Origin of the sequence: Stenotrophomonas sp. SMYL11 (assembly GCF_036320005.1) — a bacterium.
GTDB lineage: Bacteria > Pseudomonadota > Gammaproteobacteria > Xanthomonadales > Xanthomonadaceae > Stenotrophomonas > Stenotrophomonas maltophilia_A.
Genome location: NZ_JAWIRS010000005.1, coordinates 31,846 through 53,164, shown reverse-complemented (window position 1 = coordinate 53,164; position 21,319 = coordinate 31,846). Strand labels below are relative to the sequence as shown.

Annotated in this window: 19 protein-coding genes; 10 read left to right on the top strand and 9 right to left on the bottom strand. The window is 68.2% G+C overall.

Annotated features, from left to right (window positions below; genetic code table 11):
- The 4 genes from V3B46_RS10000 to def form a co-directional block, all read right to left on the bottom strand.
- Complete coding sequence (locus tag V3B46_RS10000; protein WP_329891831.1) at positions 1-1,722, bottom strand: ArnT family glycosyltransferase; 1,722 nt, start codon at positions 1,720-1,722, stop codon at positions 1-3.
- 23 nt (positions 1,723-1,745) lie between these two features.
- Complete coding sequence (rsmB, locus tag V3B46_RS09995) at positions 1,746-3,077, bottom strand: 16S rRNA (cytosine(967)-C(5))-methyltransferase RsmB (RefSeq protein WP_010481181.1); 1,332 nt, start codon at positions 3,075-3,077, stop codon at positions 1,746-1,748.
- 3 nt (positions 3,078-3,080) lie between these two features.
- Positions 3,081-4,004 (bottom strand): methionyl-tRNA formyltransferase, encoded by a 924-nt coding sequence (gene fmt, locus V3B46_RS09990; protein WP_329891830.1) that lies wholly within the window; start codon positions 4,002-4,004, stop codon positions 3,081-3,083.
- Positions 4,005-4,124: 120 nt separating this feature from the next.
- Positions 4,125-4,637, bottom strand: a complete 513-nt coding sequence (gene def / locus V3B46_RS09985) for a peptide deformylase (protein ID WP_008267110.1) — start codon at positions 4,635-4,637, stop codon at positions 4,125-4,127.
- A 126-nt stretch (positions 4,638-4,763) separates the two neighbouring features.
- On the opposite strand from def, the gene V3B46_RS09980 reads away from it, so the two are divergent.
- The 9 genes from V3B46_RS09980 (at position 4,764) to V3B46_RS09940 (ending at position 14,322) form a co-directional block, all read left to right on the top strand.
- Positions 4,764-5,897 carry a LysM peptidoglycan-binding domain-containing protein gene (locus V3B46_RS09980; protein WP_329891829.1) on the top strand — a complete coding sequence of 378 codons (1,134 nt, stop codon included), beginning with the start codon at positions 4,764-4,766 and terminating at the stop codon, positions 5,895-5,897.
- Between the two features lie 129 nt (positions 5,898-6,026).
- Complete coding sequence (gene dprA / locus V3B46_RS09975; RefSeq protein WP_154264559.1) at positions 6,027-7,154, top strand: DNA-processing protein DprA; 1,128 nt, start codon at positions 6,027-6,029, stop codon at positions 7,152-7,154.
- 43 nt (positions 7,155-7,197) lie between these two features.
- Positions 7,198-7,671, top strand: a complete 474-nt coding sequence (locus V3B46_RS09970) for a DUF494 family protein (RefSeq protein WP_005411195.1) — start codon at positions 7,198-7,200, stop codon at positions 7,669-7,671.
- Positions 7,672-7,710: 39 nt separating this feature from the next.
- Positions 7,711-8,469, top strand: coding sequence for a pilin (locus tag V3B46_RS09965; RefSeq protein ID WP_154264560.1), 759 nt, complete (start codon positions 7,711-7,713; stop codon positions 8,467-8,469).
- Between the two features lie 49 nt (positions 8,470-8,518).
- Positions 8,519-9,451 carry an RDD family protein gene (locus tag V3B46_RS09960; protein WP_154264561.1) on the top strand — a complete coding sequence of 311 codons (933 nt, stop codon included), beginning with the start codon at positions 8,519-8,521 and terminating at the stop codon, positions 9,449-9,451.
- A 193-nt stretch (positions 9,452-9,644) separates the two neighbouring features.
- Entirely contained in the window at positions 9,645-12,131 is a 2,487-nt protein-coding gene (locus V3B46_RS09955) for a DNA topoisomerase I (protein WP_154353426.1), read from the top strand.
- A gap of 97 nt (positions 12,132-12,228) precedes the next feature.
- Positions 12,229-12,819: an L-threonylcarbamoyladenylate synthase type 1 TsaC gene (tsaC, locus tag V3B46_RS09950; protein WP_019338925.1), complete on the top strand. Its 591-nt coding sequence runs from the start codon at positions 12,229-12,231 to the stop codon at positions 12,817-12,819.
- 43 nt (positions 12,820-12,862) lie between these two features.
- On the top strand, positions 12,863-13,540 hold the full coding sequence (locus V3B46_RS09945) for a DUF4124 domain-containing protein (RefSeq protein WP_329891828.1): 678 nt from the start codon (positions 12,863-12,865) through the stop codon (positions 13,538-13,540).
- Between the two features lie 35 nt (positions 13,541-13,575).
- Positions 13,576-14,322, top strand: coding sequence for a hypothetical protein (locus V3B46_RS09940; RefSeq protein WP_329891827.1), 747 nt, complete (start codon positions 13,576-13,578; stop codon positions 14,320-14,322).
- Between the two features lie 166 nt (positions 14,323-14,488).
- Here the strand turns inward: V3B46_RS09940 and V3B46_RS09935 are convergent, their stop codons facing one another.
- Positions 14,489-15,265, bottom strand: coding sequence for an SDR family oxidoreductase (locus tag V3B46_RS09935; RefSeq protein ID WP_019660789.1), 777 nt, complete (start codon positions 15,263-15,265; stop codon positions 14,489-14,491).
- A 111-nt stretch (positions 15,266-15,376) separates the two neighbouring features.
- Here V3B46_RS09935 and V3B46_RS09930 point away from each other — a divergent pair, with 111 nt between their 5' ends.
- Positions 15,377-15,589 carry a hypothetical protein gene (locus V3B46_RS09930; protein ID WP_154264565.1) on the top strand — a complete coding sequence of 71 codons (213 nt, stop codon included), beginning with the start codon at positions 15,377-15,379 and terminating at the stop codon, positions 15,587-15,589.
- Between the two features lie 73 nt (positions 15,590-15,662).
- Here the strand turns inward: V3B46_RS09930 and sppA are convergent, their stop codons facing one another.
- The 4 genes from sppA to V3B46_RS09910 form a co-directional block, all read right to left on the bottom strand.
- A complete protein-coding gene (gene sppA / locus V3B46_RS09925; RefSeq protein WP_329891826.1) occupies positions 15,663-17,585 on the bottom strand; it encodes a signal peptide peptidase SppA in 1,923 nt (640 codons plus the stop codon).
- Positions 17,586-17,701: 116 nt separating this feature from the next.
- On the bottom strand, positions 17,702-19,066 hold the full coding sequence (locus tag V3B46_RS09920; RefSeq protein WP_125426766.1) for an MATE family efflux transporter: 1,365 nt from the start codon (positions 19,064-19,066) through the stop codon (positions 17,702-17,704).
- Positions 19,067-19,348: 282 nt separating this feature from the next.
- Entirely contained in the window at positions 19,349-19,927 is a 579-nt protein-coding gene (locus V3B46_RS09915; protein WP_154264566.1) for a DUF3106 domain-containing protein, read from the bottom strand.
- Positions 19,920-20,924, bottom strand: coding sequence for a hypothetical protein (locus V3B46_RS09910; protein ID WP_154264567.1), 1,005 nt, complete (start codon positions 20,922-20,924; stop codon positions 19,920-19,922). The genes V3B46_RS09915 and V3B46_RS09910 overlap by 8 nt, the downstream gene beginning before the upstream one ends.
- Positions 20,925-21,319: the final 395 nt, after the last annotated feature.

Genomic DNA, 21,319 nt, shown 5'->3' with positions numbered 1-21,319 from the left:
TCAATCGGTGATGCCGGGCCCCTGCAGGCGGCGCTCGTGCTCGAGTTCCGCCACTGACGGCCGGCAGTCGCCGGCGACCGCATCGGCAGGCACCAGCCACCAGCGGCGACGATTGGAAATGCCCGCCATCTCGGCCCGCGCACGATCGATGCAGGCCTGCATCGCATCCTCGTTCACCAGCAGCCAGCGTTGCTGCGGAACCAGCCGCTGCCAGCGCACGGCCGCCTGCAGCTGTTGATGCCAACGTGCTTGGAATCCAAAGGTGGCCGCCGGGCGATCGGCCATCAGCAGGTTCTGCTCTTTCCATGCCACCAGTCCCAGCTCGGCCTGCGGGCCGATGCGTGCACTCACTTCACGCATCAGGCCACGGGCCGAGCTGGAGTCGTTCAACACCGGATAACCGACCAGGCTGTACAGCACCCAGACTCCTGCCAGGGTAGAGACCAGGGCAACGTGCCGACGCTGGCGCCCGCACACCCACAGGCTCAAGGCCGACCAGACCGCCATCGCCAGCGCCGCCCAGGCCAGCGCATCGGTGGCACCGGGAAGCAACCCGCGGCCATGGGTAAGGCGCACTTCGAAACCCGGATCACCCAGCAGCGCCAGCGCACCGACCAGCCCCAGCGCCAGTGCCAGCAACGCGGTGAATGCGCCCAGCACGCGCTGCACATCGCGTCGCCTCAGCAGCCCGGGCAGCAACGGCGCCAGCGCCAGGCAGAACATCGGCAATGCCGGCAGGATGTAGACGTCGCGCTTGCCGTGCGGAAGGGAGAAGAACAGCACGACCAGCAGCCACCAGGCCAACGGCAGCAGGTAGCGCGCATCGCGCCGGCGCAGCCGCCGGAACCAGGCCGGAAGCGCCCAGGGCAGCAGCAGGAACGCAGGAATCCACATCGATGGCATGATCGCCAGGAAGTACCACCACGGCTGGTGATGGTCCCAGGACTGCGTATAGCGCCGCGCGGTCTGCCGGAACAGGATGTCGTCCATGTAGGCGCGGTACGGCTCCGAACCGGTGGCGAAGCCTGCCAGCAGCATCGGCGCCAGCCACAACGACACCGCCAGCAGGAAGGCCAACGGTGCCAGCCAGAAACGCAGGTCGCGCACGTGCAGGCGTACCCGCGGCCAGTGCAGCACGGATGCGACTGCCGCCGGCGCGATCATCATCAGCGCCAGCACGCCTACGCCCTTGGTGATCACACCGATGCCGGCAAAGAACCAGCCCAGCCACCACCAGCGCCAGGCCGGACCCAGCAGCAGATGGCGCAGCAGGCCGTAGTTGGCCAGGGTGATGAACAGCACCACCAGCGGATCGATCTGCGCCTTCTTCGCCTGGAAGGTGAAGTGCAGCGCGAACAGCAGTGCCCAGCCCGCGTACAGCCCCACCTGCCGCGTCCACAGGCGGCGGCCGAGATCGACCACGCACCACAGCGTGCCCAGCGCGGCCAGCAGCGAGGGCAGCAGGAACGCCACCCGCCAGTGGCCGACCAGGCTGTACATCGCCGCCTGCAACCACATCAGCATCGGCGGCTTGTCCGAATACAGCTCGGGGCCGCGATGCGGGAACAACCAGTAGCCACTGTCGACCATCTGCTTGGCCACCAGCGCGAAACGTGGCTCATCCGAGGGCCACGGATCACGGAGGCCCAGGCCGGCCCCCAGCACCAGCAAGGCCATCACCACCAACAACCACGTCTGGCGCGACGCGTGGGCTTTCAGCATGGGACTCGAAACGGCAGCGGGGGTCAGGCTGCTTTTAACAGACGCGCGTAGAAGAAACCGTCAGCATCGTTTTCACCCGGCAGCCGCTGGCGCGCCACCCCTTCGCAATCCACGCCGAATGCATCGCCCAGCGGCTGCGCCACGGCATCCGGATGCCACTTCAGGAACGCGCGCACCTGATCGATGTTCTCGGCGCGCAGGATCGAACAGGTGGCATACAACAGCACGCCGCCCGGGCGCAGCATCGACCAGCAGGCTTCCAGCAGGCGCGCCTGCACGCCGACCAGCGCATCGATGTCTTCGGCGCGACGGTGGAACATCACATCCGGCTGGCGGCGGATCACGCCGGTCGCCGAGCACGGCGCATCAAGCAGGATCGCGTCGAACGGCACGCCATCCCACCAGGCGCCCGGATCACTGGCATCTGCCGCCAGGGTCTGCGCATGCTCGCCCACGCCGGTACGGGTGTAGGTATCGCGTGCACGGGCCAGACGGCGCGCGTCGATATCCAGCGCCAGCAGGCGCAGGCTGGGGTCGCGCTCGAGCAGATGCGCCGACTTGCCGCCGGGTGCCGCACAAGCGTCCAGCACGCGGGCACCGGCCACCGGGGCCAGCGCATCGGCAGCACACTGCGCCGACAGGTCCTGCACAGAGATCGCGCCCTCGGCGAAACCGGGCAGCTGATTCACGGCAACCGGAGAGGCCAGGCGCAACGCGTCGGCACTGAGCGGACTGGCTTCTGCGGCAATGCCGGCTTCGGCCAGCGCAGCCAGTGCCTTGTCACGACCGCCCTGCTGGCGGTTGGCGCGCAGCCACAGTGGCGCCGGTTGCAGGCTGGCGCTGAAGATCGCGTCGGCCTGTGCCGGCCAATCGCGTTCCACCGCATCGGCCAGCCATTCCGGGAAGGCATCGCGCGCAGGCTGCTCCGGGAAACCTTCGCGCTGCGCGCGGCGCAGGATCGCATTGACCAGGCCCGCCTGGCGCTCACGACCCAGTGCACGCGCGGCATCGACGGTAGCCGACAGCGCCGCGTGCGCCGGCAGCTCCAGCACGTCCAGCTGGGCGAACCCGACCATCAGCAGCGTGCGCAGATCGGCATCACGCGCCGACAGCGGCTTCTGCATCCACGACTGCAGCGCCGCGTCATAGGTGCTGCGGCGGCGCAGGACGGCGAAACACAGGGCTTCCAGCAGCGCGCGGTCGCGGCTGTCGGCCAGCTTCGGCAGCGCCCAGGCCAGTTCGGCCTTCAGCGAACGGCCACGGGTGAACACCTGTGCCAGCACGCGTGCAGCCAGCATGCGCGTGGCCGCGCCCGGCGCCGCCTTGGCGACGGAGAAATCGTTCTGCTTCGACACCGCTTATGCCCCCACGCGCAGATCGCGGCGGGCGTTGAGGTAGTCGGCCGCAGTAATCGCCTTGCCACCTTCCCGCTGCAGCACACGCAGGCGCAGTGCGCCCTGGCCACAGGCGATGTCGATGCCATCGCGGCTGGCCGCCAGCACCGTGCCCGGCGCCTGGCCGTGGGCCTCATCCAGCGCCACCGCGCCATGGATGCGCACCCGCTCGCCAGCCAGCGTCGCCTCGGCGATCGGCCACGGATTGAAGGCGCGCACGGTGCGTGCCAGCGCCCCTGCATCCAGCGCCCAGTCCAGACGGGCCTCGGCCTTGTCCAGCTTGTGCGCATAGGTCACGCCCTGCTCCGGCTGCGGCCGCGCGATCGGCTTGATGCCGGCCCGCAGCAGGCCCAGGCCGTCGGACAGCACCTGCGCGCCCAGTTCCGCCAGCTTGTCATGCAGCTGGCCACCGGTATCGGTGGCCGCGATCGGCAGCTCCTGGTGCAGCAGCACCGGGCCGGTATCCAGGCCGGCCTCCATCTGCATCAGGCAGACGCCGGTCTTTGCATCGCCGGCCTGGATCGCGCGCTGGATCGGCGCGGCGCCGCGCCAGCGCGGCAGCAGCGAGGCATGCACGTTCCAGCAGCCGTGGGTCGGAATGGCCAGCACCGCCTTCGGCAGGATCAGGCCGTACGCCACCACCACCATCAGGTCCGGCTGCAGCTCGCGCAACTGCTGCTGGGCGGCTTCATCCTTCAGCGATCCGGGCTGATAGACCGGAATGCCACGGGCCACGGCTTCAAGCTTGACCGGCGACGGCGCCAGGCCACGGCCACGGCCGGCCGGACGATCAGGTTGGGTGTAGACGGCCACGACCTCATGGTGGCGCGCAGCCGCGCGCAGCGACGACACCGCGAATTCCGGCGTACCGGCAAAGACAATCCTCATGGCTACCCCACTTGCAGGATGGATTCGTGCAGGAAAGAAAACGGCGCCGTCGGCCGGCGCCGTACAGCCCGCGCGTGCCGCGCAGGCGCGGGCCACCCGGAGGGCGGCCCGGATTGGCGATCACGCCACGTGCTTGCGCTGCTTGGCCAGCTTCTTGCGCACCATCTCGCGCTTGAGCGGCGACAGATAGTCGATGAACAGCTTGCCGTCCAGGTGATCCATCTCGTGCTGGATGCAGGTGGCCAGCACTTCGCCGGCTTCCAGCTGCTGTTCCTGGCCGTTGCGGTCCAGGTACTTCACGGTGATGGTATCGGCGCGGGTCACGTCGGCGAAGATGCCCGGAACCGACAGGCAGCCTTCCTGGTACACCCGGCCCCCGTCCTTGGCGACGATTTCCGGGTTGATGAACACATGCGGTTCATTCTTTTCTTCGCTGACATCGATGACCATGAAACGCTTGTGCACGTCCACCTGGGTGGCGGCCAGGCCGATGCCCGGGGCGTCGTACATGGTCAGGAACATGTTGTCGATCAGTTCCTGGAAGGCCGGCGTGGTGACTTCGGCGGCTTCGATCAACGCAGCCTTGGTACGCAGGCGCGGATCGGGGAACTCGAGAATGGGGAGAAGGGCCATGGCTGTTTCCGGATAGGGGGCCGGCACGCCGGCATACGTCGCAGATTCTAGCTCCAACGCTTGCCTTGCGCCCCGGTTTCTGGACTATAGTGCGCGGACCTGTTGGGGAATCAGGGCTTCACACCTATGTTGCTTCGTTTTCGTACGGTCGTCGCCGCGGCGATGCTGACCGTGGCTGCCTATGCTACCGCCGTGGAAGTGAATGGCGGGCACCCGGACACCTATGTGGTCCGAAAAAGGGATACGTTGTGGGATATCGCCGCACGTTTCCTGCAGAAGCCTTGGCTGTGGCCGGAGATCTGGCAGGCCAATCCGCAGATCGCCAATCCGCACCTGATCTATCCCGGTGACGTGCTCAGCCTGGCCTATCTGGACCGGGTGACCGTCGCTGCCAAGCCCGGCCCGCGCCAGGAAGCCCCGATCGATGCCATTCCGCTGGCCCAGGTCGAGCCGTTCCTGAAGCAGCTGAGCGTGGTCGACAGCATCGAGCAGCTGCCCTACGTGGCCGGCCTGGAGGAAGAACGCCTGCGCGTCACCAGCGGCAGTGCGGTCTACGTGCGCCTGGCCGACGCCCAGCTGGGCCAGCGCTGGGCCGTGGTCCGCCCGACCGTACGCTACGCCCAGCCCAAGCCGACCGAGGACCTGACCGCCAACGGCGACGTCACCCCCGGCAGCGGCAACCTGTGGCGGGCCTACAACGCCCCCAACCACCGTCGCGGCGTACTCGGCTATGAGCTGGCCCAGGTCGCCACCGGCACCATCACCCATGTCGCCGGCGGCAAGGTCGAAGCGTCCACCCTGGTGCTGGACAAGAACGAAGGCGGCCGCGAGGTGCGTGCCGGCGACCGTCTGGTCCCGGTCGAGGCCAAGCCGTACGACCTGCAGTTCGTCCCCCATGTCCCGGCCGCCGGTGTCGAGGGCGTCGATGTGCGCGTGCTGGCCGTCACCGACATGTTCACCGCCGCTGGCCCGCGCGATGTGATCGCGATTTCCGCAGGTCGCGCCCAGGGCGTGGACAACGGCACCGTGTTCTCGCTGTGGCGCCCGGGCCGCCACGTGGCGCACCGCATGAAGTACCCCACCTCATCGCGCATGGACGATTCGCTCAGCACCGGCGCCGGCCGGGTCTCGCTGCCGGACGAATACGCCGCGCACGCCATGGTGTTCCGTACCTTCGACAACGTCAGCTACGCGCTGGTGATGCAGGGCGTGAAGCCGGTACGCGTGGGGTTCAACGCACTGCACCCGGACGCGAAGTAACCAGTGCCGGGTTGCCGGCCACTGCAGGTAGTACCGGCCGCTGGCCGGCAGGCACCTCCGGCAAAACCTGACAGCCACATGCGAAGGCGCCCTAGGGCGCCTTTGTTGTATGCGCTCGATAGTGGGGGGATGACCAACCAAGCTGACGAGGCGCTGCTGCGCCTGTTGATGGCAGGCGGCGCGCTGGCGCCACGGCGGGCCCTGCTGCAGGCCGCAGGCAGCGCGGAGATTGCGATCGCGCAGGGCGCCGCGAATTGGCGCGCGCACGGCTGCACGCCCGAGCAGTGTGCCGCGCTGGAACGCCCGGACACCCGAGCCTGGGCCGTGGCACGGCGCTGGCTGGAAGACGACAACCAGCACCTGCTGGCCTTCACCGATCCGGCATTCCCCCCGCCCCTGCTGGATGTCCCGAACCCACCCCTGGCGCTGTTCATCGCCGGCGACCCCAGCCTGGCCTGGCGCCCGTCGGTGGCGTTGGTCGGCAGCCGCTCGCCGACGCCGGGCGGACGCGCCCTGGCCGCCCGGTTTGCCGGCTGCTTCGTCGAAGCCGGGCTGGCGGTGACCAGCGGTCTGGCGGCAGGCATCGATGCCGCCGCCCACCAGGCCACGCTGGACGCCGGGGGCTGCACCGTGGCGGTGATCGGTACCGGCCCGGACCGGGCCTACCCGGACAGCCACGCCCGGCTGCAGGCCCGGATCGCCACCGAAGGCGCAGTGCTCAGCGAATACCTGCCGGGAACGCCGGCACGCCCCGGCCACTTTCCCGCGCGCAACCGGCTGGTGGCCGGGCTGGCACTGGCGACGGTGGTGGTCGAGGCCGCCCAGCGCTCGGGTGCCCTGATCACCGCACGCCTGGCCGCCGAGGCCGGCCGCGAGGTCTGTGCCCTGCCCGGTTCGATACTCAACCCACGCGCTGCGGGCTGCCACCGGTTGATCCGCGAGGGTGCCGCACTGGTCGAGCGCCCGGAGGAGGTCCTTGAACTGCTGGCCCCCGCCCTTCGCCAGCAACTGCCGGGCTTGCAATCACGGCTCGCCACCCCCACTGAACAGGCACCGCCGGTACTCCTGCCGGCGCGCTGGGCCGACGACCCTGACTACCAGTGCTTGTGGCGGGCCCTGGACCACAACCCAAGCGGTATGGATTCACTGATCACGCGCTGTGGATTGACGGCGCCCCAGGTGTCCTCCATGCTGCTGGCCATGGAACTGGCGGGAATCGTGGTGTGCGTACACGGCCGCTACTGTCGAACTCCCTAGTTTCTTCACCTCCACAGCGTCGCGCGACGCAGGCCGAGGGGCAATGAAAGAGAGCATCCTGGACGTACTGCTGTACCTGTTTGAACACTATTTCAGCGAAGATGCGGACCTGATCCGTGACCGCGATTCGCTCCAGAACGGCCTGATCCAGGCCGGTTTCAGCCCAACCGAGATCAACAAGGCATTCGACTGGCTCGATGCCCTGGCCGCGCAGCGGCCGAGCGTGGCCCAGGCACGGGTCGATGGCCCCGTGCGCGTCTACCACGGTCCCGAGCTGGACAAGCTGGACGTGGAATGCCGTGGTTTCCTGCTGTACCTGGAACAGCACGGCATCCTCGACGCCGACCAGCGTGAGCTGGTGCTGGACCGGGCCATGGCCCTGGACCAGGACGAACTGGACCTGGACGACCTGAAGTGGGTCGTGCTGATGGTGCTGTTCAACCAGCCCGGCTCCGAGGCGGCATACGCCTGGATGGAGACGCAGATGTTCATGGACGAGCCAGAACCCCTGCACTGACCGTACACTTGGGGGCATAGCGCATTCAGGAGCGTCCCCGTGAGCGAGTGGTTCCATGCAGAAGGCAACCGGCAGCAGGGTCCGCTGCCGGCGGAACAGTTGGTCGAGTTGTTCCGCAACAACCAGATCTCCCTTGACACCCTGGTCTGGCGCGACGGCCTGCCGCAATGGCAGCCGTTGCGCACCGTGGTCGACGAACTCGGCCTGATCGTGCCGGCGCTGGACACTGCCGCACCGCCCGTGGAACCCGAGCCCGATCCGGAACCGGTGGCACCGCCTCCGCCGCAGCCGCCGGTACTGCCGCCGTCCACGCCCTACACCACCAGTGCATCGGCCACCGCCCTGCCGGCCCCGAAGAAGAAGCTGTCCGGCTGCGCCCTGACCGCCATCATCGGCGGCGGCCTGCTGCTGGTGCTGGTCCCGATCCTGGCCATCCTGGCCGCCATCGCGCTGCCCGCCTACAACGACTACACCGTGCGCGCCAAGGTCGCCGGCGCAGTGACCGCGCTGCAGCCGTTGAAAGACCAGGTGCAGCATTTCGCCGATGACGAAGGCCGTTGCCCCGGTGCCAACGACGCCGGCTTCCCGGCCCCGGGTGACTTCGCCCATGCAGGGTTGTCGGCGGTGAACATCGGTCGCTTCAACAATGGCCACTGCGGCATCGAAGCCACCCTGGCGCTGCCCGGCAAGAGCCTCGATGGCGACCTGCTGTGGCTGGAATACGATCGCGACAGCGGCCGATGGGAATGCAGTGGCGAAAGCAACGACAAGTACCTGCCGCCGACGTGCCGCGGCTGAGCCACGCGCACGCCAGCACCTCCAAGGATGATTCAACAGGGAACATGCAATGACTGAGTGGTACTACGCCGAAGGACAGCAACGCCAGGGCCCGCTGCCGGTCCAGGAGATCCGCCAGCGCTTCCAGCGCGGCCAGCTGAACCTGGACACCCTGGTCTGGCGCGAAGGCATGGCGCAGTGGGCTGCGCTGCGCCAGGTGGTCGACGAACTGGGACTGCAGACACTGGCCGACGCCAGCACGGCCACCGTCAGTGGCGGTTTCGACCTGCGTGGCGACTATGCCGCCATCGACAACGGTACGGCGCCACTGCCGGGCACCGGCGCCCTCAGCAGTTCGCCCTACAGCGCCCCTGCGGCGCTCGGCGGCGGCGGCCATGCCCAGCCGGTGATGGGCGGCGAAGTGGTCTACGCGGGCTTCTGGAAGCGCGTGGCGGCCTACATGATCGACTACTTCGTGCTGGCCATCCCCGGCGGCATCATCGGCGCCATCCTCGGTGTGGTGCTTGGTGCCAGCATGGGTGCGGTGGGCAGCGGCGAATCGGCCATCGAAATCGTGGCCCAGCTGGCCAGTGCCCTGATCAACCTGGCCATCGGCATGGCGTACTACACCTGGTTCCATGCCTCGCAGGGCGGTGCCACGCTGGGCAAGATGGCAGTCGGCATCAAGGTCGTGCGCAGCAATGGCGAGCGCCTGACCAAGGCCCGCGCATTTGGTCGCTACTGGGGCGCGGTGCTCAGCACCTTCACCCTCGGCATCGGTTTCCTGATGGCCGCCTTCACCGAGCGCAAGCAGGGCCTGCACGACATGATCTGCGACACCCTGGTGGTTGACCGCTGGGCCTACACCGACCAGCCGCAGCTGCAGCGCCGGGAGCTGGGCACGGTGACCGTGCTGGTGCTCGTACTGACCGGCCTGCTGTCGCTGGTGGGCCTGGCGCTCATGGTGTTCGCGGTTGGCTTCATCGCCAAGATGGCCTCATGAACGGCCATCCTCACGCCTGGCTGCTTGACATGGGCTGGCCGGGCGTGATTCCTCTAATAAGGTGAAACCTGAACGCCCGGCACATTACCGGGCGTTCAGTTTATGGATTTGCCCGTGGCCGCTTCACTAATGCGGCCGTTTGCTCCACCCTAGCGGCCCCTCTCCCCCGGTCCGCCCACAGACCTTTCCTGACATGCCCAAGCACCTGCTCATCGTCGAATCGCCGGCCAAGGCCAAGACGATCAACAAATACCTCGGCAAGGACTACACGGTCCTGGCCTCGTATGGGCACGTGCGCGACCTGATCCCGAAGGAAGGCGCAGTCGACCCGGACAACGGGTTCGCCATGCACTACGACGTGATCGACAAGAACGAAAAGCATGTCGATGCGATCGCCAAGGCCGCCAAGGGCGCCGACGACATCCTGCTGGCGACCGACCCGGATCGCGAGGGTGAAGCGATCAGCTGGCACATCGCCGAGATCCTGAAGGAACGCGGGCTGGTCAAGGACAAGCCGATGCAGCGCGTGGTGTTCACCGAGATCACCCCGCGCGCCATCAAGGAAGCGATCAGCCAGCCGCGCGCGATCGCCAGCGACCTGGTCGACGCCCAGCAGGCGCGCCGCGCGCTGGATTACCTGGTCGGTTTCAACCTGTCGCCGGTGCTGTGGCGCAAGGTCCAGCGCGGCCTGTCCGCCGGCCGCGTGCAGAGCCCGGCGCTGCGCATGATCGTCGAGCGCGAGGAAGAGATCGAAGCCTTCATCGCCCGCGAATACTGGTCGATCGCCGCCGAGTGTGCGCACCCGTCGCAGCACTTCAACGCCAAGCTGATCAAGCTGGACGGGCAGAAGTTCGAACAGTTCACCATCACCGACGGCGACACCGCCGAGGCGGCCCGCCTGCGCATCCAGCAGGCCGCGCAGGGCTCGCTGCATGTCACCGATGTGGCCAGCAAGGAGCGCAAGCGCCGCCCGGCGCCGCCGTTCACCACCTCCACCCTGCAGCAGGAAGCCTCGCGCAAGCTCGGCTTCACCACCCGCAAGACCATGCAGGTGGCGCAGAAGCTGTACGAAGGCGTGGCGATCGGTGACGAAGGCACCGTCGGCCTGATCTCGTACATGCGTACCGACTCGGTGAACCTGTCGCAGGACGCGCTGGCCGAGATCCGCGACGTGATCGCCCGTGACTACGGCATCGCCTCGCTGCCGGACCAGCCCAACACCTACCAGACCAAGTCCAAGAACGCCCAGGAAGCGCACGAAGCGGTGCGCCCGACCTCGGCGCTGCGCACGCCTGCGCAGGTGGCGCGCTACCTGGCCGATGACGAGCGCAAACTGTACGAGCTGATCTGGAAGCGTGCGGTGGCCTGCCAGATGATTCCGGCCACCCTCAACACCGTCAGCGTCGATCTGTCCGCCGGCAGCGAACACGTGTTCCGTGCCAGCGGCACCACCGTGGTGGTGCCCGGCTTCCTGGCCGTGTACGAAGAAGGCAAGGACAACAAGAGCGCCGAGGACGAGGACGAAGGCCGCAAGCTGCCGGCGATGAAGCCCGGCGACCGCGTGCCGCTGGAACGCATCCAGGCCGAACAGCATTTCACCCAGCCGCCACCGCGCTACACCGAAGCGGCGCTGGTGAAGGCGCTGGAAGAGTACGGCATCGGCCGTCCCTCGACCTACGCCTCGATCATCCAGACCCTGCTGTTCCGCAAGTACGTGGAAATGGAAGGCCGCAGCTTCCGCCCGTCCGACGTCGGCCGCGCGGTGTCCAAGTTCCTGTCCAGCCACTTCACCCGGTACGTGGACTACGACTTCACCGCCAAGCTCGAAGACGAGCTCGACGCCGTCTCGCGTGGCGAAGAAGAGTGGATCCCGCTGATGGCCCGCTTCTGGGAGCCGTTCAAGGAGCTGGTGGAAGACAAGAAGGAATCGGTCGACCGTGCCGAGGCCAGTGGCGCGCGCGAGCTCGGCACCGACCCGAAGACCGGCAAGCCGGTCAGCGTGCGCCTGGGCCGCTTCGGGCCGTATGCGGCCATCGGCAGCACCGCCGAGGACGCCGAGGAGAAGCCAAAGTTCGCCTCGCTGCGCCCCGGCCAGTCGATGCACACCATCTCCCTGGAAGACGCGCTGGAACTGTTCCTGATGCCGCGCGCGCTCGGTGAGGACAAGGGCGAGCCGGTCAGCGTCGGCATCGGCCGCTTCGGCCCGTTCGCCAAGCGCGGCAGCACCTATGCCTCGCTGAAGAAGGAAGACGACCCGTACACCATCGATCTGGCCCGCGCCGTGTTCCTGATCGAAGAGAAGGAAGAGATCGCGCGCAACCGGATCATCAAGGAGTTCGAGGGCAGCGACATCCAGGTGCTGAACGGCCGTTTCGGCCCGTATATCAGCGACGGCAAGATGAACGGCAAGATCCCCAAGGATCGCGAACCGGCATCGCTGACCCTGGCCGAAGTGCAACAGCTGATGGAAGAAACCGGCAAGCCGGTGCGCAAGGGCTTCGGCGCCAAGAAGGCTGCCGCGAAGAAGGCCCCGGCAAAGAAGGCGGCGGTGAAGAAGGAAGCGGCGCCGAAGAAGGCTGCTGCAAAGAAAGCGCCTGCCAAGAAGGCCCCGGCAAAGAAAGCGGTGAAGAAGGCTGCCGCGAAGAAAGCCCCGGCGAAGAAGGCCGCTGCAAAGAAGTAGATCCACGCCCTGCGTGGATGAGGGTCAAGGTGTGCGGACCAACGGTCCGCACCCACCGTCCGCACCCACCACCCCTTCTGCACGCGGCAGGGGGATAATGAAGGCCCACGCCGGGCCGGTCGCCGCCATGAAAGAACTCACCCTGGACTCTGCTGTCGCCACGCTCCGCGCGGGCGGCGTGATCGCCTACCCGACCGAAGCGGTCTGGGGCCTGGGCTGTGATCCCTCGCACGAAGCTGCGGTGCACATGGTGCTGCGGCTGAAGCAGCGCCCGATCGAGAAAGGCATGATCCTGGTCGCGGCCGAGCTGGCGCAGTTGGAAGGCTGGGTGCGGCTGCAGGCGCTGCCCGACGCCCGCCAGCGCGCGGTGCTGGCCAGCTGGCCCGGTGCCAACACCTGGATCCTGCCTGCCGGCCCGCGCGCGCAGCCCTGGGTCACCGGCGAACACAGCGGTATCGCGGTGCGCATCAGCGCGCACCCGCTGGTGGCCGAACTCTGCCGTGCCTGGGGCGGCCCGCTGGTCTCCACCAGCGCCAACCTGGCCGGCGAACCACCGGCACGCAGCCGCGAAGAACTGGACCCGCGCCTGCTGCGTCTGCTCGACGGCATCCTCGATGGGCAGACCGGCGGCCTGGCCCAGCCCACCCCGATCCGCGACGCGCTCAGCGGCAACGTGCTGCGCTCCTGAGCCGGCGATTGCGCTGCTGCGGACAATCGCGCACCCTGCCACCATGACCCTGCTGCGCGCCACCTTGAGCCTTTGCCTGCTGCTGCCGTGGACTGCACCCGCGGCCGAGGACGTGCGCGTCTACCGCTGCGTTGCCAGCAACGGTGCCGTCGCCCTGCAGGACAGGCCGTGCAACAGCGGCCGCCAGCAGGTGCGCGACCTGCAGCGCCCGCGCGATCCCGCTCCACGGGTGGTGCGCAGTGATGCCACGCCTCCGCCGCCCAGCGAAACCCCGGTCATCCGCGAGCGTGAAGTCCGCCACGTCTACATCCAGCCGCCGCAGCCCATGTACGAGTGCGTGAGCGACGACGGCCAGCGCTATACCAGCGACAACAACGAGGGCAATCCGCGCTGGGTGCCGTTGTGGACCAGCGTCTGGCTGCCACACGGTCATCGTGGTCCGGCCTACCCGGGACCACGCCCGGCCATCGGCACGCCGATCGGCGAAGGCGCAGGTTATCGCCCCCCTTCGATCGGCATGGGCGTGCAGGTTCCGGCCGGCAGCGTGCTGGTCCGCGACAGCTGCCATGCGTTGCCGCCGCAGGAAGTCTGCGCGCGCCTGCGCGACCGGCGCTGGGAGCTGGACCGGCGCTACAACAGCGCGCTGCAGAGCGAACGCACCGCCATCAGCAACGAACAGCGCGGCATCGATGCGCGCCTGTCGCGCGATTGCGAACGCTGAGCGCAGCACGCCGTCGCAGCCTGTACGCTGTGCGCATGAACCGAGTGATCTGGCTGCTCCTGGCGCTGCTGCCTGGAAGCACATTGGCCGAAGAGGGCATGATCTACCGCTGTACCTCCAGCAGCAGTGACGTCCCTACCCTGCAGCGCACGCCGTGCCCCACCGGCAGCAAGCAGCAGGTGCTGCGCATCCCCGACCCGGCCAACACACAGCCGGCCGCCGCTGCACCGGTGGCCGCCGAACCTGCACCCGCCCCCGTCGAAACACCCGCGCCGGTGCCGGCCGGACCGGCCGTTGCCCCTGGGGCTCCAGCGAAACCACGACGCGCGGACGAGGGACGCACGATCATGGAGGCAGGCATGGTCGAACACGAAGGAGACGACCAGATCCTCGACAGCGCGACGCTGCGCCGCGATGCCGAGGCGCGCGCCGCCGCAGGTGACGGTCCACCGAAGCCGCCGCTTCCTCCGATCTTCCAGTGCACCGACAGCCAGGGCGGCGGCTACCTGTACGAGTACGAGGCCGCGCCGGGCCGCTGCGAGCTGATGACGGTACAGGGCCTTGGCGGAGTGACGCCGGTGAATGCCGCCAGCTGTGAAGTGGTGCGCGACCACTGCGAAGCGCTTCCCGAAGCGCAGCGCTGCGGTGGTTGGCAGCAGCGCTTCCGCGATGCCCGCGGCCGTGAGCGCTTCGCCGCACCGGAGAACCGCGATACCGCGCGCGGTGAACGCGAGCGGCTGCAGGGTGTGCTGGAGGCCAGCAACTGCCCGGTACCAGGGTGAGACCCACCGGTAGTGGGGGGGGGGGGGGGGGGGGCCCCCCGGGCGGACGTCGGTGGGGGGGGGGGGGGGGGGGCGCCCCGGGGCGGCGGCCGCGGCCCCCGCCACCCCCCTGCCCCCCCGGCGGGGCGCCGCCCCCGCCCCCCCCCCGCCACTACCTGCTGAAAGATCAGAACCCGTAGCGCAGGAAACCGCCGTCCACCGCGATGCACTCGCCGGTGACATAGCTGGCCGCCGGCAGGCACAGGAAGCCCACGGCCGCAGCCACTTCCTCCGGCTCGCCGATACGGCGCATCGGCGTGCGGTTGATCACTTCCTCGTAGTAATCCGGGTCCGACAACGGGCCGGATGTGCGCCGCGTGCGGATGTACCACGGCGCCACCGCGTTGACCCGGATGCCATCCTCGGCCCACTCGACGGCCAGGTTGCGGGTCATCTGGTGCATCGCCGCCTTGGTCATGCCGTAGACCACGCCGCTGCGCACATGGGTCAGGCCGGACACGCTGCCGACGTTGACGATGGATGACGACGCGTGGCGTGCCAGCAACGGATGTGCATAGCGCGACAGCTCGAAGGCCGAGAACAGGTTGGTCTCGAAGATCTTCCGCCATTCGTCCTCGGAATACTCCGTGGCCGCCTTGGTGACGTTGCCGCCGGCGTTGTTGACCAGGATGTGCAGGCCATCACTATGGTCCTCCACCCAGTCCAGGATCTGGCGGCGGTCCTCGTCGTCTGAGACATCGGCGGCCAGCGCATGCACCTGCATCTGCGGATACACGTCCAGCAGTTCGTCGCGCGCGGTCTCCAGCATGTCGATATCACGGCCGACGATCATCAGATCGGCGCCGAAGCCAGCCAGTTCATGCGCGATGGCAAGGCCGATGCCGGCGCTGGCGCCGGTGATCAGGGCGGTCTGGCCGTCCAGGCGCCACCGTTGCTGGGTCATGTGTACTCCCGGGCCGCGCCCGCTGTGTTTCGATGCGGCAAGGATACGCGCTCACGGCCGCCCCCTGCCGAGGATGCGACACTGCCCGCACGCCCATCACGGAGTGCCGCCATGCGCATCCTGATCCTGTCCACATCCCTGCTGGCCATCGTGCTGCTGGCAGGCTGCCAGCGCCCACCGGCGCCGAACCCGGAAAAGCCACCGGTGCCCCGGGCGATGTCGCGCGCAATCAACGAACCGCTGGACCGCGCCAAGGGCGTGCAGAAGACCGTGGACGATGCCGCCGCGCGTGAGCGCAAGGCCGAGGCCGACGCGACGCAGTAACCCCGCAGACGAAAACGCCCGGCCAAGGCCGGGCGTTTCCAGTAGATCCACTCCGTGCGTGGATGGCTTCCGATCAGAACCCGCAGAAGCAGTACGCCAGCGCCTTCACCGGCGTGCCGTTGCCCTTCTCGCGGGCCGCGTTCTCGACAAAGCGCAGCTGCGTATCCACTTCCGGCATCGTGCGCGCCAGCACCATCCGCGCCATGCCCGAGTCGGACAGCATCCAGGCACCTGCACGGCTGCCGGCGAAACCGCTGACGAACTGCGCGAACGGCGTTGCCGCCTTCTCGATGTAACGCACGCGGTAGGCATCGGCCTTGCCCAGCTTGGCGCGGCTGGCGGCATCGGCCACCGCATCCTTCAGGCCACCGAAGGCATCGACCAGGCCGCGTTCCTTGGCCTGCGCACCGCTCCACACGCGTCCACGGGCCACTTCGTCAACGGCCTCGACCGGCTTCTTGCGAGCGTCGGCGACGCGACCGGTGAAGTCGGCGTAACCCTTGTTGATCACCGACTGGATGACCTGGCCCACGGCCGGATCCATCGGGCGGGTGACATCGAACGCACCGGCGAAACGGGTGGTGCCGACACCGTCGGTGTGCACGCCGATCTTGTCCAGCGCGCGGCTGAAGTTCGGCACCATGCCGAAGATGCCGATCGAACCGGTGATGGTCGACGGATCGGCATAGATGCGATCGGCATTCATGCTGATCCAGTAGCCACCGGAGGCGGCCAGGTCGCCCATCGACACCACCACCGGCTTGCCGGCGGCCTGCAGCGCCACCACTTCGCGGCGGATCTGCTCGGAGGCGAACACTTCACCACCCGGCGAATCCACGCGCAGCACGACGGCCTTCACGTTCTCGTCGTCACGCGCGGCACGCAGCAGCGCTGAGGTCGATTCGCCACCGATGCGGCCGGCCGGCAGGTCGCCACCGCTGATTTCGCCGGCAGCCACCACCACCGCCACCTGCGGACGGCTGTCGACCGGGTTGCGGCGCGCATCGAGCTGGCCCAGGTAGGAGCCGAAGTCGATGTTGCGGAAACCACCGTCGGCATCCTCGTCGGCCACGCCGCGCTCGATCATCAGATCCTCGAATTCCTCGCGGGTCTTCAGCGACGTCACCAGCTTCTGCTGCAGGGCGAACTTGGCCAGGTCACCACCGGCAGCGGCGATGCCTTCCGGCAGCGTGTCGATGCCGGCAGCCAGCTGTGCCGGATCCAGGCGGCGCGCCTTGGCGATGTCGCCCAGGTAGCGCTGCCACACGTCGTTCATCCAGAACAGGTCGGCTTCCTTGGAGGCCGGCGAAGCGGCGTCGAGCACGTACGGTTCGGCGGCGGACTTGTACTCGCCCACCTTGAACAGGTGCACGTCCACGCCCAGCTTGTCCTGCAGGCCAGTGCGGAAGTACTGGCGGTAGCGGCCCAGGCCCTCGAGCACCACCGACCCCATCGGATCCAGGTAGACCTCGTCGGCCTGCGCGGCCAGCAGGTACTGAAACTGGCCCATGCTCTCGCTGTAGGCCACCAGCTGCTTGCCGGAGGCACGCAGGTCCTGCAGTGCCGCGGCCACTTCACGCAGCGAAGCGAAGCCCGACGGCTGCAGCTTGTCCAGCTCCAGCACCACGCGCTCGATCTTCTTGTCTTCCTTGGCCGACTCGATCACCCGCAGCAGGTCGCGCAGCTGGATCTCTTCGGCACCGTTGTCGCCCACCGCCTTGGCCAGCGCGCGGCTGACCGGGTCAGCGCTGAACTGCTCGACCAGGCGGCCTTCCGGCGCGATCACCAGGGTGGTGCGGTCCTGCAGCGATTTGCTGGCACCGGCGCCCATGCCGGCGGCGATGACGAACATCACCAGCAGCAGGAACAGCAGGCCGAAGAACACCAGGTTGAGGATCAACCGGCGGGTGAAGTTCATGACGTCCCACAGCCCGATGAAGAAACTGGCGACGGGGTTGCGACGCGCCGGGGGCAGCGGGGGCACGGGTTGATTCATGGAACGCTCCGGATGGCTTCTTGCCGTGGTGCCAGCATAGCCGGTGCCGTGTGATGCGGCATCGGACACAAGTCAGGGGATCGCCCGCCACGGGTCATCGCGGCGGGCGGGGCGGATCAGGACAGTGCCGACTGGCCGATGCGCAGGCTGCTGCGACGCAGGCGCCAGCCCATCAGGATGGCGGCGGCGGTCAGGCCGACGATCAGGCCGATCCACATGCCCTGCGGGCCCATGCCCATGCCCAGGCCGAGCCCAGCGCCGAGCGGCATGCCCAGGCCCCAGTACGCGAACATGGCGATGAACATCGGCACGCGGGTGTCCTTCAGGCCGCGCAGTGCGCCGGCCGACAGCACCTGGATGCCATCCGGGAACTGGAAGGTGGCCGCGTACAGCAGCAGGGTGGAGGCCAGGCCGGCCACCGCCAGGTCGTTGGTGTAGACACCGACGATGGCGTCATGGCCGAACAGCAGCACCGCTGCCGACAACGTCTGCGTACCCATGATGATCGCGTAGCCGGCCCAGGCCGCGCGCCGCACGCCGAAGCCATCGCCACGGCCGACCGCATGGCCGACGCGCACGGTGGTGGCCTCGGCCACGCCCATCGGGATCATGAAGCACAGCTGGGCGACGTTGATCGCGATCTGGTGCGCGGCCGCTTCATTGGCACCGAGGCGGCCGATCAGCAGCGCGGTGACGATGAACAGGCCGCCTTCCATCAGCACGGTGATGCCGATCGGCAGTCCGGTGCGCAGCAGGTCCCAGATCGCCTTCCAGCGCGGTCCTTCGAAGTGCGAGAACAGCTGCAGGTGGGCGAAGCGCTTGGTGAACCACAGGTAGGTGGCGAAGGCGATCGCCTGCAGCCACATCATCACCGCCGAAGCGATGCCCAGGCCCTCGGCGCCCATTTCCGGGAAGCCGAGCTTGCCGTTGGCCAGCACGTAGCCCATTGGTGCCAGCACCAGCAGCCCACCGAAGCCGAGCAGCATGGTCGGCAGCGTCCAGTGCATGCCCTCGCTCAGATAGCGCATGCAGAAGTACAGGGTCAGCGCCGGGCCGCCCCAACGCACCGCATGCAGGAACGCGGTCGCCCCAGGCACGATGTCCGGTGCGATGCCGAAGGCCGGCAGCAGCGGCGGCACCACGGTGAGGAAGGTGAACATGATCAGGCCCAGGCCCAGCGCCAGCCACAGTGCCTGGCGGAACAGCGGGCCGATCTCGCGCTCGCGGCCGGCGCCATGCAGCTGCGACACCGAGGCGGTGAGCGAGATCAGGGTGCCGATCGGGATCAGCATCGGCAGCCACAACAGCGCCGTGCCGATGGTCACCGCGGCCAGGGTCGCCGTGGCGTGGTGGCCGGCAATCACGTTGTCGACGAAGGAGATCAGACCGGTGGACACATGCCCGAGCACAAGCGGCAGGGCGAGCAGACCGGTAGCGCCGACTTCCTTGCTGAAGCGCGGCGTGGAGGTTGCAGTAGACATAAGGTGCTTGACGCGAACTACGGTTGCGCGCGAAGGGCACAGGCACCGGGTTGCGGGCCGCCATCTTACGCGTGCAGCGCGCGCATTCCCATGACATGGCGTGAATGCTGGGTTCCGGCAGGCCCCGGCATCACGCGTTGCGATCACGTTACCGGGAAAGACGCACGCCTTGTAGAGTCGACTGTCAGTCGACTGCTCTTCATACAGGGCCGCGAAAACCCCGCGCTGCGCGCGCAAGTCGACTAACAGTCGACTCTACCGCTAGACGCTACGCCTTCGGGTTTACTGACCCGCCTGGCGCTTGAGCCAGGTGTCGCGCTCGGCGGCCGGCACCGCGAGGAACGCGCTGCGTACCGTGTCGCGTTCCTGCGGTGGTGTTCGCTGAGCCACCAAGGTCAGTTGGGCCAGCTGCGCCGGGCTGAGCTGGCGCAGCACGGCCAGCGCGGCCTCGCGCTGCTCCGGCGGCACGAAGCCGAACAGGCCGTGCAGCTTGGGGAATTCCAGGCCCAGTTGCGGGCCCAGCCGCCAGCCTTCGCGGAATGCCTGGTCCTGCGCCTGGAACTGCTGGCGCAGGCGTTGCTGCTGGTCGGCCGGCAGCGCATTGAAGCGCGCAGCGGCCTGGCGGATCCGCTCGCGTTCGCCCTCCGGCAGGGCGCGCCAGGCGGCGTAGTCGGCGCGGCGCTGGCGCTGCTGCTGGGCATCGAGCTGGGCGAACGCAGCGGGCGTCGTACCTGTGGTGGCCGGGGCCGCCGGTGAACTGCCCGGCACTGGCGGCGGCAGCGGCACGTTCAAGGTCTGCGGCGCGGCGGACAGCGACAACGGCAGGGCCAGCAGCAGGCTGGCGAACAGGGTCTTATTCATCGGCAGCAGCGGTTTCCAGCGTGGCGCTTGCCGGCTCGGGCCGGCTCGGCTTGGATTGCGATTCGTCCACCGGCAGTGGGCCACCGGCCGCCGTCCACGCATACAGATCGGCATCGGCCACCAGCGGATAGTCGCGGTCGGCCAGCATCGTGGCGTCGTCCGTAGCCTGCGCAGGGGTCGCGTCCGGCGTGGCATTGACCTTGCTCGGCGGCAGTGCTTCCACCGTGACGGGGCCCGCCTCACCAACCACGCCTTCCGGCAGCGGTGTGTCGCTGCCGAACGAATGTCCCTGCCAATGGCGCCAGCCCAGCGCGGCGGCCAACAGTACCACCACGGTTATCAGCAGGATCAACGGACCGCGCCAGCGCGGCTTGGCATTGGCGCGGCGGCGCTTGCCAGTGGCTGCAGCCCGCTCGTCGCGCTGCGGGGTGCGCCAGCTGGAGGTCGGGGCTTCACTGCTGGTCGTCGGTGCGGCCGGCTGTTGCAGCTGCTGCAGGCGTTTGACGGGCAGATCGCGGATGCGCAGCTGCACCTGCTCGGCCAGCTGGCGCCAGGCCGATGCATCGGGCTGGCCGTGCGCGTCACGCGGGCAGGCATCGGCCAGCAGGTGCTGGTAGCCGGCTTCGTCCTGGTCGAGCACGCGCGTGGCGATACCTTCATCCAGGCTGCCGCCCACCCGCAGCAACAGCGCCAGGCGCGGCAACGGTCCCATCTGGCCCAAGGCTGCAAGCGGCGGCTCCCACTGGCCGCCCGCCGGCTCACGCAGCGCCTGGCGCTGGGCCAGCAGGGTCCAGAAGCGGGTTGGCCACTGCGCCATCGGCAGGTCGCTGGCGACCGCCGCAAACGCGCGCATCACCGCCACCAGGGTCTGCTCGGCCCGGGCAGCATCGCCGCACTGCAGTTCAGCCACCACCAGGGCGCGGCGTTCAACACCTCGCAGGAACGCCGACAGCGCGCCGGCCGCGGTCGAGGAAACAGGGGCGGGCACAGCCGTCATCGATCACTCCAAAGGTCTGGGCGCATGATAGCGGCAGGCCATCGGCGCCCGTAGGACTTGCGCCCACAGGCACTTCGTGCTGCAGGTTGTGCACAGCACCACGCTGCCTGCGCAGGAAACTGTGGCATCCAACTGAATTCACTCTGTTTCAGCATTGTTTCACACTTAAATCATTGATTTTGATGGACTTTAAAGTATGGCGATTTTTTGACCAACCCGAGCGTGAGGCCGTCGCCATCGGCCTCCTGCGCGCCCGCCGACCGGTAACGCACAGCGTTATCCACAGAACATGTGGATAAGACTGAATCTCCAATGGACACCGATATTTAGGTGACATTTATGATTCAACGGGCGCCGCCCCGCCGCCGCCCACCCCGCCATTCGCGCGCGCATGG